The sequence below is a fragment of the Caballeronia sp. SEWSISQ10-4 2 genome (genome assembly GCF_030464885.1).
GTDB lineage: Bacteria > Pseudomonadota > Gammaproteobacteria > Burkholderiales > Burkholderiaceae > Caballeronia.
The window spans coordinates 171179-184650 of the sequence record NZ_JALPRJ010000003.1; the positions used below are offsets into that span (position 1 = coordinate 171179).

The window sequence follows — 13472 nt, forward strand, 5'->3', positions numbered from 1 at the left end:
AGGTCACGTGACCCGCGTCCAATCGCAGAAGGAAACTACCGTGCAGATCACTCGAAGCTCCCACCCGTTAGGCGCAATGGTCGAAGGCGTCGACTTAAGTCAGCCGCTTTCGGACGCGTCATTCGCGGAGTTGAAACATGCATTGGGAAAGTATGGTGTCTTGTGGTACCCGCACCAGCAGCTCGAAGCGGCGCAACTGAAGCAGTTCGCCCAACGGTTCGGCACGCTCGAGATCAATGTCGCGAACAACTTTCAGGAGCCGGGCATTCCCGAGGTAATGGTGTTGTCGAACATCGTTCGCGACGGCAAACCAATTGGGCTGGCGGATGCGGGACAGAGTTGGCATACGGACATGTCGTATAGCCGCACTATCGCTTTCACGAACATCCTGTATGGAGTCAAGATTCCATTTCGCGATGGTCATTCGCGCGGTAACACGGAGTTCTGCAACATGCACGCTGCGTATGACGAACTTCCAGAAGAACTGAAGGCATATCTGGAAGGCATGACCGTCGAGCACGATTTCAACAAGTTCTGGGAAATGATGCGGCGCGAAAAAGGCAGCGCCCGGCCACCGCTAACCGCGGAGCAACGCGCGGCCAAGCCGCCCGTGTCGCATCCCATCTTCCTCACGCATCCAATCACGAAGCGCCGCGTGTTGTACGCGAACCCCGGCTACGCGATGCGAATTAACGAGTTGCCCGAGGATGAAAGCGCGCAAATCCTGGATTTTCTCTTTCAGCATCAGGTCCAGAACAGGTACCGGTACAAGCACCAGTGGAGCGTAGGCGACGTACTGATGTGGGACAACATCGGTACGATCCACAATGCAGTGGCCGACTACCGCGCGGACGAACACCGTCTGATCAAGCGTTGTCAGGTCATAGCTGACCGGGTTTTCGAGGAGGCAGTGTGAGCGCAAGTGCGCGCGCGCATTCGATCGATGATCTGCGCGATTTGGCGAAGCGCCGCCTGCCACGCGCCGTATTCGATTTCTTCGACGGCGGCGCAGAGGACGAGCAAGCGCTGTCTGGCAACCGCACGGCGTTCAGGCAGTACCAACTGGTGCCGAGAGTGCTACGGGATGTCAGCGACGTATCGCTCGGCACGACGTTTCTCGGCGAGCCGAGCGCCCTGCCTATTGCCATCGCTCCGACAGGCGCGGTCGGCTTCGGTTGGCGTGGCGGCGACATCGCAATCGCGCGCGCGGCCGCGCGGCATGCCATTCCATACGGATTATCAACATCCGCGACAGCTTCGATCGACGACATTGCCAACTATGCGAACCCCTCGCGCCGATGGTTCCAAGCATACATCTTGCGCAACCGAACGTTCACGGACGCGCTGATCGACCGTGCGCAAGCAGCTGCCTACGAGGCGTTGATGATTACCGTCGACCTACCGGTCGGCGGTAAGCGCGAACGCGATTTTCGCAACGACTTTGCGATCCCGTTTCGCTACACGGCGCGTAACGTGCTCGATTTCGCGTCGCGGCCGCGATGGGCGCTTTCGATGCTGCTGCATGGCGTTCCCGAGATGCCGAATCTGCTGGGCCTCGATGCAGTCGCAAGCGACGCTAATGCGATAGCGTCATCGGTCGGCCGCAATTATGACCCGTCATTCAAGTGGCATGACCTGGAGCACATCCGCGCTCGCTGGCCTGGGAAGCTGATCATCAAGGGTATCGTCCATCCCGACGATGCGCGTCGCGCAGTGGAACTCGGCGCGGACGCGTTGGTTGTGTCGAATCATGGCGGACGTCAACTCGACGCAGGAATGCCTACCCTTGCGGCATTGCCCGCAATCACCGCTGCGGTGGGTGGGGTCGTCGACGTCATGCTTGACGGTGGCATCCGGCGCGGCTCCGACATCGTCACGGCCCTTGCGCTTGGCGCCAAAGCAGTGCTGATAGGGCGTGCGACGCTATATGGCGCGTGCGCCGATGGTGAAACCGGAGCGATGCGCGCGCTGGATATCCTGCGTGACGAGCTCAGACGCACGATGCAATTGTGTGGGGTCGCATCAATCTCAGAGATCGGACCGCACTTGCTTCATCAATGACACCGATCCCGAAGGCGACATTGCGCGTTCGACAGGCACGGCGGCATAGTCACGCGGACCCGCCGAACCACGATTAGAGTCCGTTCTTTCCGAGTATGCGGTCGAGTCGATATCGTCATTGAAATAAGGTCGAAACGCCCGTGCTCACTAACGCTAGCTTGCGAACCGAATTGGACGTTCCCTGGAAAAACTGCAATGGCAACCACCGTTGTTTCGTCGGATCGCGTTCTGCAACAACCATACCGTCTTGGCAGATGCAACAGGACGGTGCGAGTTCAACGGACACGAAGTTGAAGGAGAAGCCGATGACCGCTGCAAACTCCTTGCGTTCGCTAGTTGAAAAATGGCTGATGCCGACTTCGACGACGCCGGTTCGGATAACCCGATTCACTCGCACACCTCCTAATCGGAGGCGATATGTGCGCGTTGAAGCGCTGTGGCAGGAAGGCTCAGTCGTGCTCTACTTCTTCCAACACGATGACGGCACATGGCGAGTGTTCCCTCCAGAGCCCAGACGCTTAGCAATACGTGTCTACGCAAGTGCCGCCTGATGGGAATTCGCACTCAAGATGGCAGCGATCGACGAACTAGTAGGGATCACTCTAATGGACGAGTCGAAAGACCTAACACCCAAAAGCTTGGAGGAACTAGAAATGTGGGCATGCGCCTGGTATATAGAATCGATAAGCGCGGGATTTGTCGGCACTTCCTATTATCCTAATACCATGACCGTGGATCGATTGCGAGGTTACTTCAACGCCGGCCTGTCGCCTGCAGAGGCAGCTCACGCGTGCTTTCGCGGCGTGCACTAATGCAATGGTGTTGATACTTCTCATCTGGCGCGAGAAACCATGCGGCAGACAAACGGAAATTGCGGGGTGCGGGTTGAGCAATAGCGTTGATTTCGATCACTAGAACCATTGCTGATGACAGACGTCTCCTGATGGGATGGAATCAACAGCCGTCTCGCACGTCGTCGGGGGAATGATCAATGTGCCCCGCCGACGCCAACAATGATGCAGACCATCGTTGGGTGACAGCGTCGCTTCCGACAATACGACAGAGCTGACCACAGACTTAACCGGCTCGCGCAGCAATTTGTAAACCGAAGCGCGTTTAGCGGTCGGGCTGCCGCTCAATAAGGACGTCGGCCTTACCCGCGCCCCGCGATGGTAAGACGCACTACTACCATATGGAGAGCGGCCGGTGTGCGCTTCCACAGCGACATTCAACAGAGATGATCCGATCGGCCGTTTACAGGGTTGACCTGAGACGCGCACTGCAAATTGACTGTCTTACCTCATCGGCAACGTAGCGCAATGGCCGAGCGGAGGGTTGACCAAAATAAAATCCCTGGCCGAAGCTAATGCCCATGTCGCGCACGACCCTTAGATCTTCGGCATTATCGATGCCTTCGGCAACAAGTCGCGCGCCGCTTGCGTTTGCGAAGTGCTGCATCGCCTTGACCGCTTCGAATTTGAGAGGGTCACTAGCGATCCCATGGATAAAGAATCGATCGATTTTTACGACTTCAGGGCGCAAGCCTACCCACAGATTCATACTTGCGTGCGCAGTGCCATAGTCGTCCAGCGCGAGTTGCATACCAGTGGCTCGCAATTTTGCTATCACTGGCATGAAACTTCTAACATCGTCAACTATGCTTTGCTCGGTCAATTCAAGTACGATTCTCGACGGATCTATCCGAGACTCCTTCAGAAAATTGAGCGCATCATCGAAATCAACCGCAATCCGCCGAAGCGCCTCCGCACTGAAATTAAGAAGTAGCTTGCCATCGCAAGCACTCCCTGCGAACGCTTTGAGACAGATCCGCGCAGCAGCCCTCTCGAGTTCGATAGCACAGCCTTCAGCCCTTGCCTGCGCAAACAGGGCGTGGGGCATCTCGATCGACGTGCTCACTGGTCCCCGAATCAGACCTTCGTAGCCGCAGATTGCACCGCTTTCGAAACTGACAACCGGCTGAAACACAGCAGACAAGCCACATCGCGAAATCAGATCTTTGATTTTCGGAGCTTCCTGTTCGTAAAGCATATCTTGCGGCATGAGCGTGCACCCACAGAATGAGACATACGAAACTACGGCAGTCGTCTATTGCAATTTGGTGAATCTCGGGGAACATCCGATCCCCAAAGCATGGCACCGACCACAGCCGGTTGAAAGCTCGAGCCGCTCCAAAACGGCCGCAGGAAAACCAGCCAGTCGCTTCGCCAATGCGAACATCGCAACTCTCGTTCAGGGGGCATCATGACGGTGATCGCAACAACGTTGGACTGCAAGACCACACCCGATCGTCCGCATCCTAGTTTTATGTGTATACATACTTGCAAGTTTTGCGTATCTCAGTCTCCCGCGCCAGCCGAAGTGGCAGCCGCGTTCCTCAAGCGGTTGAAGTCGAGCACCGTATCCATATCAAGATTCGTTGTTACGATGATACGCACTACTTATTGCACTAGATCGATCTCGTCCGTCACAATGACGTGCGAAGCACCTGCTTCGAACAATTGCTTCGTCTGGGCCGAAGTGTGTGTCAGTGCAATGCACCCCGCACCTGCGTAGTTGGCAAGCCGGATTGCCGCGATTCCCATGCTGCTGGAAGCTGCGGAAACGAGGACGAAACCGGCCTTACCCACCTTGGCGTCGTTGATGAGCGCTCCGTAAGCCGTCACGAACATCATCCAGACCGCCGCCGCTTGCGCGAACGAAAGCGATTTCGGCTGCCCCACCAAGGCGTAATCCGGTACGGTGATGACCTCGCCATATGTGAAGTACAGATTCATCGAGAACGCCGGCGCACGCTAACCTCGTCACTCACCGCATAACCGGCCGCGTCTGGACCGACGGCATCGGCGATGCCTGCAACCTCGTATCCCAGACCCGCCGGGAATTTGACCGGCTCCATATACACGTCGTTGCGCCGCATCGACTCGGTTGATGCCTATTGTTTTGACATCAATGCGGACTTCGCCCCGAGAAACGCATAAAGAGTCCGGAATATGGCTGAGGTCCGAGAGCATCCTTTGATTGGCGTATACCGCTGGTTAGATCTGCGCCCGTCCGCCATCGACGAACAATTCGATGCCCGTGACAAAACTGGAGTCATCGGAGGCAAGGAACAGGGCCGCTTTCGCGATTTCTTCGGGCGTGCCCATACGACCCATCGGGATCGTAGACACAATCCGGGCAATCGCATCCGCAGGTTGCTGATCCACCGCTGGTGTTTCGGTCGGCCCAGGGCTAAGCACATTTGAACGGATGCGCCGATCCTTCAACTCAACTGTCCAGGCTCTGACAAAACTGCGTATGGCGGCCTTTGTTGCTCCGTAGACCCAGAAACCCGGAGTTCCCTTTACGCTGGCAACCGAGCCAGTGAGGATAATGGAGGAACCATCATTCAGTAACGGTAACGCTTTTTGAACCGTGAACAGAGTGCCCTTCACATTCGTGTTGAACAGCCCGTCGAAGTGCTCCTCGGTCATGCCGTCCAACGAGGCAAACGCGCCGAAACCAGCGTTGGCAAAAACGATGTCGACGCGCCCTTTCTTTGCAACGGTCTCGTAAAGCCGATCCAGATCGGCCAGGTTGGCAACATCGCCCTGAACGCCCGTGACGTTGCGGCCAATCGTCTTTACCGCCTCATCCAGCTCCTTTTGGCGGCGACCCGTAATAAAGACATAAGCCCCCTCGCTCACGAAGAGTTGCGCGGTCGCGAGACCTATTCCTGTGGAGCCGCCAGTAATGACAGCAACTTTGCCTTGCAACTTACCCACGGCCATTCCTCCGGTTAAAAGTCAAATGTTCTTGTCGCGCCGCCGAACAGCGTGGCATCGTTTATCCGCGTCAAGCAGGAAAGCGATCTCCGAACATCGGCAGTCCGCTCTTCGATTCCGCGTGCGTTGCTTCATCTTGAAGCACATCCCAGTGTTCGACCAAACGACCGTCTTCGATCCTGACGACATCGACGGCGATCCACGCAGTTGGGCGACCGATACCTGAAAACCGCCCGTGAACGACCACATAGTCATCTTCCGCGACGATCAACGCGTGCTCATATCGCAGCGTGTCGGGGAGTCCACGAATCAATCTGAGGAGACCCTCACGGCCCGGTTCAATATGCGCGCTGTGCTGGATGTAATTATCCGACCAGAAACGAGCGGCCGCCTCGTAGTCGCGCTTGTTGAAGAGCGCGTTGAAAGCCTCGAGCACAAGCGCCTTGTTTTGTTCGGGTGTGGTCTTTGACATGAAATGTCCCCCAGTGGCAAGTCAGGCAACGGCACGCTTGAGTGTTGAGCTGTCATGCGAGCTCTCCGGACCGAAACGTAGACGGACACACTGGCGTCCGCTGGCCCAAGGACCGCAAGAGTAATTCCCGCCTCATAGACGAGCGTTCCGCACGGTCGGTTGACCGGACCTGTGAATGTTTACGATTGTGATCACCATCGACACCACCAATCATGATGCCGCTGATTGCCGATGTCAATGTTATTCACCATCGTATTTTGTGAGAGAATCTTGAAAAACGACGCACAGGCGAGGAGAACGATTCATGGGTGTCTCAAGGCAGCAAGCTATTGAAAATCGGCAGTCCATCATTGCCGCTGCAGAAAAGCTCTTCCGCGAGCGCGGCGTAGATGCAGTGGGACTAACCGAGTTGACCAAGGCGGCGGGCTTTACTCAGGGTGGTTTCTACAACCATTTCGAGTCGAAGGATGCATTGGTGGCAGCAGTGATGTCCAATGCCATGGAAGACGGCAAAAATCGACTTGTCGCGGCCATCGAACAGTCCAAGGCGTTAGGGGTAGATCCGATCAAGCGTCAGGTCGATTGGTACCTGTCCCCTGATCATCGGAAAGCGATTGACTCTGGCTGTCCGGTATCCACTTTCGCAGGTGACGTCCGGCGACTGAGCGCGGGGGCACGCAAGTCCTATGCCGAGGGCGTTGCTTCGAATCTTGAATGCCTCGCAGATGCGCTTAACGGTACGAATAGAAGAGACCGCAGGAAGAAAGCTATTGCGGTCTTAAGTCGACTGGTTGGAACTTTGGTGCTGTCGCGCGCATTGGTCGACGCTGATCCAGACTTGGCGGACGAAATATTGAAAGACGGTCGTCGACAGTTGTTGCTTGATTTGGCCGACAATTGACTTCTATCTAGAAGTAAGCCACCCCGGCTTGGTTTTTGGCGGATATCAACATGGACACTGCCAACTTGTTGGCCCTCGTGCGATCGAAAACGTGACCCGCAAGGGTAATTCACTTAAGCGGCAGGACGCTCCAACATAGCCGCGCCCGTCCCGCTTTCCCGCACCTGGAAATGCCGGGCGTGTGGCGTTCGCTTTTGCTGCGCGTACGTGTGGCGAGGCCGCTCATGAACAGATTGAGCACATGACCAACCCGTTGACAATACCCCTTCGCTCACGCTGGAACATGAGGTATATCCGACTGGCGACAAGGCGCTCGTTCAAACGTGGTTGGTCCAATCGCGCACGGCCTGTACGAACAACCTCAGTGCAGTCGGAGGATGTCGGGTGGCGGCGTAGTAGAGACACAGGCCGGGAAAGAAAGGACTCCACTCTGGAAGCAGGTGCACAAGACGTCCTGACGCCAGATGTTCGACAACGTAATATTCCGGTACCCAGGCAACGCCGATGCCCGCCAGCGCTGCCTCAATCATGAGGTTGATATTGCCGAGTGTCATCGGCCCATCGACGTCGATGCTCGTGCTTTTGCCGCGATATTCAAAATCCCAACGAAAGCGCGCGCCACTCTCGAATCGGAAGCGAATGCACCGATGTTGCGTCAGATCGTGAGGCACTTTCGGCGGCTCATGTCGTGCGAGATAGTCAGGTGATGCCACTGCTGTCAATCGCATATCGGGTCCGAATCTGACGGGAATCATATCGCGGGGTACGTCGGCGAGAACACGAATACCGGCATCGAAACCATCGGCCACGATGTCCACCAGCCGTGTGTCCACCACGAATTCGACGTGAATGTCAGGATATGAGGCAAGAAAATCCGGGAGAACATGGCGTATCAGCAATTTGGCCGCAGACTCCGGTGAGCTGATCCGAATTGACCCGGTGGGGCGATCGTGCGCAGAGGAAACGTCAAGGATCGCGTCCTCTATATTGACTATTGCAGGCCGTACCCGGCTAAGAAATTGCTCGCCTGCTTCCGTTAATGCGACCGACCGCGTCGACCGATTGAATAGCCGTACGCCCAGCCTTCGCTCGAGACCCCGCATCGCATGACTAAGCGCTGACGGGGACAAATCTAAAGTCCGCGCCGCCGCACTGAAACTTCGTTGTTCGGCGATCGCGATAAATGCGGACAACTCAGGTATGCTAACTCGCGACATATGTGAACAATCCTAAGTAACTCATGCAGAAATAAGGGGAGTGTTGAGAATAGAACAACCACCGAAACTTTGCAGGAGCTATCGCGCCTACCGTAAGCTCGGTTGAACACCGCACGGATCGCATCCATCGTCCGGCGACTTGCAGTTCACTTAATCGCAGATGCTGCGACGCAATTACTGCACTAGCCGTGGCGCACGCCATATCAAACACTTTTCTCCGAAGCGGAGAAAAGCAGATGCAATATCTCATTAACAAGCTAGTGGCTATCACGGCGCGTCCGGCGGTATTGTGCAGGCGACCGCACGACTATTCCTTTGGGAAGACATCGAAGTCGTCCTGGTAGCCCATCGAACAGACCATATCGATCCGTTGGCAAACGAACTCTAAGACGCCGCACTCGCTGAAATCGGCGACGTACGTGCAAGGTAGGTTGCGGTGGTGTCTGCGACGGTCAAGGAAATGATTCGGCGGGTTCGACTTCCTTGTCAATTGCGCCGACATGGGAATTTATCGACTATTTAAAGACAGGGAGCCCTAGGACTGGCCGGCACAAACAACGCTAACATCTTCGGCGTCTTGAATCGCGCGCAGGCGGCTACTTCAGCGATGAAAGGATGCCTCGGTGCGATGATCTGTTCTGTCTTCAGCGTTGGCGAAGGCCATGGCGTCGCGACCTGGTCCATCTACTGCGCGACGAAATTCGCTCTGATCGGTTTTACGGCGCGCTGCATAAAAATCTCAGTGAAGAAGGTATGCGGAATCATTGAAGCAACTCGACACCCTACGTTATACAGAGAAATCACTTCCTTTGTTCACAGCAGCTTCGCGCCCAAATTCGGATATGCTGACGCGGATCGGTCCCGGTGGGCGGCCGCGCAAAGATGTCGCCTCTTCCGTCGCTTCTTCGAGATCCACAAGCGAGGTGTGGATACGGACGAGCAGTCGTTTTCCCGCCTTCGTTAGCGCAATCGACGGATCGCGCAATCCAAAAGCCGCGCGCAAAGCCGCGCCTCCAGCCCCTTCTCGCATGGCTCAATGTCGACGGAGACACCTCCCGCACCAGGAACGCCGCACTGAAACTTCACACGTCAGCGATCGCCACGAAAGCGTTCAAGCCGAAGAATCCTCGATCAAGCATTTGTGAATTCCCTTCATAACCCCACGAAGTGTTAGCCCATTGTTGAGCTAAATGAGAGCGCTTAGACTTCCAAGCTGTATAGGACCATCTAGGCCAAAGCAGAGACGCAAGATCACAAGGAAAGTCTGGTAGATCTGCACGACGGTGTGCATATCAAATATCGCACTCGTCATTTTCAATCACCCTCGGACTCGAGCTCGCACTGGCTGCGAGCTACAAATCGACAGCGTTCAGGAGAAACAACATGCAGATGCAGGATTTGACAGGGAAAGTCGCTGTTATTACAGGGGCATCCAGCGGTATTGGCGAAGCAGCAGCCCGACTTCTTGCCGCCGAAGGCGTACACGTCATACTGGCCGGGCGCCGCAGGGAGCGCATCGACGCACTGACAAGCGAAATCGGCGCCCTCGCAACCGCTGCCTACGTCGATGTACGGGAAGCCGGCCAAGTGCGCGAGCTGTTCGATCTCGTACACAAAAAGCATGGCGCCCTCGACCTGCTCTTCAACAATGCCGGTCTGGGCATTCATGGGGCGTTTACCGACAGCAAGCCGAGTGAGTGGCGCGAGCAAATCGACGTCAATCTGTTTGGGATGCTAAATTGTTCCCAAGCGGCCATTCCGCTGATGAAGGGCCGCGACGGCGCAATGATCTCGTCAGTCTCGAGCGTTGGCGGACGGCATGGCGTGCCAGGCTGGTCGGTATATTGCGCAACCAAGTTTGCCGTCGTCGGCTTTCACGACGCTTTGCGCAAGGAACTTGGCGGGGAAGGCATCCGTGTTTCGGTGATCGAGCCAGGTGCCGTGTGGACTGAATTCGGCCACAACATCGACCAACAGGCACGCCGCAGTGAGTTGGACGCGCTTACGTCGGAAGATGTCGCTCAGGCACTTGTCTACGCTTTCGCGCAGCCCCCCCGTGTGCTGGTCCAAGAGATTCTGATTCGTCCTGTCAAGCAGGTCGCGCCATAACGCGATTCTCTCGTCGCCCTATATGAGAGACCGGGTTGCCAGCATGACCGTCCGAATCCGCAGGTAGCTCGGCATTAGACAGGCGGGTCAATGTCGAACACCAAACGTGCCTGGTCGTCGATTATCGGATGCCGCACCGGTCTCGTCGTGGTCTTGCAGCTGTATTGGCTGAGCGCGGGGAAAGGGTCGTTTCGATTGCATAGAATTAAGGCGTCTTTGAACGAGCTGGTCGTCGGCTATCAGAACGCTCAAGCGACAACATCGGACGTCAACTCGAAGACGATATCCGTGGCGTAGTTTCACGCATCGAGTCGGAATTTGACGGTACTGACGTGCTCAGAAAAGTACGTGATTCGATTTTTTCGATCGAAATCTTAACGAAAATTGCCGATCAATTTTACCTTTTATAAGTATGAAATACTCCTAGATATAGCGCCATTCTTATGGCCCTATGTCTAACGACAAAACCGCTGATGTGGGCCAGCACGGTTAATATGCGATCGTACGAACATCGCGCTAGACATAATGTATTGGACCTGCCGTACCTCAAGCGACGCGGGTTAAGCTTGAGGCTCCGAAGAACCGAAGGCTCAGAGCCGCAATTGAGGAGAGCAGGTCGTGAAGCAGTTTAGCAAGTTCGTTGGGATGGATGTTCACAAGGCGACGATTGCGGTTTCTGTAGCCGATGCGGGTAGAGGCGACGTGCGTTACATCGGGGAGATTGCCAACACACCGGAGGCGATCGAAAAGCTGGTTCGGCAGTTGAGAAAAGGTGACGCGCATCTCTCGTTTTGCTACGAGGCAGGCCCATGCGGATATGGAATCCATCGGCAGCTCAGTGACCTCGGCTGGGATTGCCAGGTTGTCGCACCGTCTCTGATTCCAAGGAAAGCGGGCGAACGGGTCAAGACTGACCGCCGCGATAGTCTTATGCTGGCGCGCTTGCATCGAGCCGGAGAACTGACTGCAGTATGGGTTCCAGACGACGCGCAGGAAGGGCTGCGCGACTTGACCCGAGCGCGCGAGGACATGAAGCATCTTCAGCGCCAGGCCAAGCAACGGTTGTGTGCCTTTCTGCTTCGGTATGGCAAATGCTACAGCGGAAAGAGCAACTGGACTCAGGCGCATTATCGATGGCTTGAAGAGCAACAATTCGGGCAATCAGTTCAGCAGATCGTGTTTCAGGAATACGTTGACACCGTCAAGGCACTCAGTAAGCGTGTCGACGGACTGGACACGCAACTCGAAAGCGCGGCGAGTGAATCGGTGTTCTGGCCGGTGATCGAAGGCCTGATGGCGCTGCGCGGCGTCAACCTGTTGACCGCGACGACGGTGGTCGCCGAGATTGGTGATCTGAAGCGCTTCGCCAGTGCTCCGCAATTGATGGCGTACTTGGGTCTGGTGCCCAGCGAGCACTCCAGCGGAGCCACCAAATCGCGCGGCGCAATCACCAAGACCGGCAATGCTCACGTGCGTAGAGTGCTGGTGGAAGCGTCCTGGACCTATCGCCATCCGGCCAGAAAAACCGCCCATCTGCAACGCCGTGCAGAGCGAACCTCCGAAGCGGTGCAGGATATTGCTTGGAAGGCACAGAAACGATTGTGTGCGCGTTATCGATTAATGGAGGGCAAAGGGAAACTAAAAGTGCAAGCATGTACCGCGGTCGCGCGTGAACTGACTGGCTTCATATGGGCAATAGGACAGGAGTTGCCACAGCCTGTGCCTAATCGCTAGGGGCACCGTCATGTACGTGCAGTGTGTCGGTAGCAGAATGGACAACGGTGGGAGAACCCTCGTGGACACTATGAGGCATCCAGCAATGGAATGATCCTCGACCCTAGAGCGAGGCAGCTCCCCGACGAATCGGTTGTCATGCGGTACCCAACCCGCGCATATCAGACTGATCAACCGTCGGCATGCCGTCCGTTCTGCTACCAACACATTGTACGAACCAGAACCTTTTATAAACCACTGGACAGGTCAAATACATATCAGTGTCATGAGTTAGAAATTCGCACACAAGGTCTGCGTCCTCGTAACCACGGACAGGTTGTGCCGATATTTCTTTACGAATCGTGCAAAGGGACCGCGCTCCTTGTGCACAACCTGCTTGGTGCAAAAGGGAACGTCAACCGGCTGCATCAAAAGAACGAGATTGAAGGCGACGCCGATGGAGAAGACTGAAAGGTCCTTGCGGTTTATGGTGGAAAATGGCTTTTATTCGCTTCCGCGATGGCGGTTCGGGTAACAAGAGGAAGTCGCGCACACCTCCATCAGATGCGCTATGTATGCGTCGAGGTATCGGTATAGACAGGCCCGTTTGCTACCTATGTCCTTCGCCGAGGCGACGGTACTTGGTGTGTGTCCCCACCCGATGCCGAACGCCCGGCGATGAGTATCTGTTGACGAGTGGCGTGATTAAGTAATCTGCGGGCGCGACCGAACACCGGTCACGTCCGCAGCCGAGAAGGAGTTCGCTGTGGTTAACGATTGGAACCAGGTACCGCGCGAGTACGAGCGAGAGCTGGACACGTTTATATATGCTTGGTATGACGCAGCCGTCGCAAGGGACTTTATCCGATCGCCGTACGACCCCGACGCCGCGACCGTAAGACGTCTTCACGACTACTTCCATCTCAATCTGTCGCCCGCCGAGGCCGCTGAAGCATGCTTCGGGCGCAAGCACTGAAAGAGGCTACCTTTTCGTATTGTCGTCCACGCGGGACCACTGTGCGAAAGGTAGGCAGCGAGCCGAATTATTTAACGAATTTGCAATTCATGACACTAGATGCGGACGCCAGGGTCCATCGACCCGAAGTCGCGACGACTGCTCGCGTCGTCGTCTTGTTCCACAGATGTTTAGAGTTCCGATCAATGCCGAACCCTGTTCCGCAATCGAATTCGCGTCAGGCCGATTTCTGGGATAT

Annotated in this window: 11 protein-coding genes and 1 pseudogene; 6 read left to right on the forward strand and 6 right to left on the reverse strand. The window is 55.9% G+C overall.

Going from position 1 to position 13472, the window contains the following annotated elements:
• Positions 1–7: 7 nt before the first annotated feature.
• Both M0D69_RS03440 and M0D69_RS03445 read left to right on the forward strand, forming a co-directional pair.
• Positions 8–916, forward strand: coding sequence for a TauD/TfdA family dioxygenase (locus M0D69_RS03440; protein ID WP_301780669.1), 909 nt, complete (start codon positions 8–10; stop codon positions 914–916).
• Complete coding sequence (locus M0D69_RS03445) at positions 913–2061, forward strand: alpha-hydroxy acid oxidase (RefSeq protein ID WP_301780670.1); 1149 nt, start codon at positions 913–915, stop codon at positions 2059–2061. Before M0D69_RS03440 ends, M0D69_RS03445 begins: the two co-directional genes overlap by 4 nt.
• 115 nt (positions 2062–2176) lie before the next feature.
• On the opposite strand, the gene M0D69_RS03450 is transcribed toward M0D69_RS03445, so the two are convergent.
• From M0D69_RS03450 to M0D69_RS03475, 5 genes and pseudogenes are all read right to left on the reverse strand, one after another.
• The gene (locus M0D69_RS03450) at positions 2177–2452 is read right to left on the reverse strand and encodes a hypothetical protein (RefSeq protein ID WP_301780700.1); all 276 of its coding nucleotides are present in this window, start codon (positions 2450–2452) and stop codon (positions 2177–2179) included.
• Positions 2453–3345: 893 nt separating this feature from the next.
• Positions 3346–4122: pseudogene (locus tag M0D69_RS03460) on the reverse strand (EAL domain-containing protein); the annotation flags it as partial.
• Positions 4123–4520: 398 nt separating this feature from the next.
• Positions 4521–4856 (reverse strand): hypothetical protein, encoded by a 336-nt coding sequence (locus M0D69_RS03465; RefSeq protein WP_301780672.1) that lies wholly within the window; start codon positions 4854–4856, stop codon positions 4521–4523.
• 261 nt (positions 4857–5117) lie between these two features.
• A complete protein-coding gene (locus M0D69_RS03470; RefSeq protein WP_301780673.1) occupies positions 5118–5846 on the reverse strand; it encodes an SDR family NAD(P)-dependent oxidoreductase in 729 nt (242 codons plus the stop codon).
• 70 nt (positions 5847–5916) lie between these two features.
• On the reverse strand, positions 5917–6318 hold the full coding sequence (locus M0D69_RS03475) for a nuclear transport factor 2 family protein (RefSeq protein ID WP_301780674.1): 402 nt from the start codon (positions 6316–6318) through the stop codon (positions 5917–5919).
• A gap of 304 nt (positions 6319–6622) precedes the next feature.
• Between M0D69_RS03475 and M0D69_RS03480 the strand changes: the two genes are divergently transcribed.
• Entirely contained in the window at positions 6623–7219 is a 597-nt protein-coding gene (locus tag M0D69_RS03480) for a TetR/AcrR family transcriptional regulator (RefSeq protein ID WP_301780675.1), read from the forward strand.
• Positions 7220–7536: 317 nt separating this feature from the next.
• On the opposite strand, the gene M0D69_RS03485 is transcribed toward M0D69_RS03480, so the two are convergent.
• Positions 7537–8436, reverse strand: coding sequence for a LysR family transcriptional regulator (locus M0D69_RS03485; RefSeq protein ID WP_301780676.1), 900 nt, complete (start codon positions 8434–8436; stop codon positions 7537–7539).
• A 565-nt stretch (positions 8437–9001) separates the two neighbouring features.
• Here M0D69_RS03485 and M0D69_RS43685 point away from each other — a divergent pair.
• The 3 genes from M0D69_RS43685 (at position 9002) to M0D69_RS03495 (ending at position 12279) form a co-directional block, all read left to right on the forward strand.
• Entirely contained in the window at positions 9002–9400 is a 399-nt protein-coding gene (locus tag M0D69_RS43685) for an SDR family NAD(P)-dependent oxidoreductase (protein WP_367619683.1), read from the forward strand.
• Positions 9401–9819: 419 nt separating this feature from the next.
• Positions 9820–10545 carry an SDR family oxidoreductase gene (locus M0D69_RS03490; RefSeq protein ID WP_301780677.1) on the forward strand — a complete coding sequence of 242 codons (726 nt, stop codon included), beginning with the start codon at positions 9820–9822 and terminating at the stop codon, positions 10543–10545.
• A 645-nt stretch (positions 10546–11190) separates the two neighbouring features.
• Positions 11191–12279: an IS110 family transposase gene (locus M0D69_RS03495; protein WP_301780699.1), complete on the forward strand. Its 1089-nt coding sequence runs from the start codon at positions 11191–11193 to the stop codon at positions 12277–12279.
• Positions 12280–13472: the final 1193 nt, after the last annotated feature.

Coding starts and splice junctions, on each gene's coding strand:
- M0D69_RS03465 (WP_301780672.1), bottom strand. CDS start 4,856: ATGAATCTGTACTTCACATATGGCGAGGTCATCACCGTACCGGATTAC.
- M0D69_RS03495 (WP_301780699.1), top strand. CDS start 11,191: ATGGATGTTCACAAGGCGACGATTGCGGTTTCTGTAGCCGATGCGGGT.
- M0D69_RS03475 (WP_301780674.1), bottom strand. CDS start 6,318: ATGTCAAAGACCACACCCGAACAAAACAAGGCGCTTGTGCTCGAGGCT.
- M0D69_RS03480 (WP_301780675.1), top strand. CDS start 6,623: ATGGGTGTCTCAAGGCAGCAAGCTATTGAAAATCGGCAGTCCATCATT.
- M0D69_RS03490 (WP_301780677.1), top strand. CDS start 9,820: ATGCAGATGCAGGATTTGACAGGGAAAGTCGCTGTTATTACAGGGGCA.
- M0D69_RS03485 (WP_301780676.1), bottom strand. CDS start 8,436: ATGTCGCGAGTTAGCATACCTGAGTTGTCCGCATTTATCGCGATCGCC.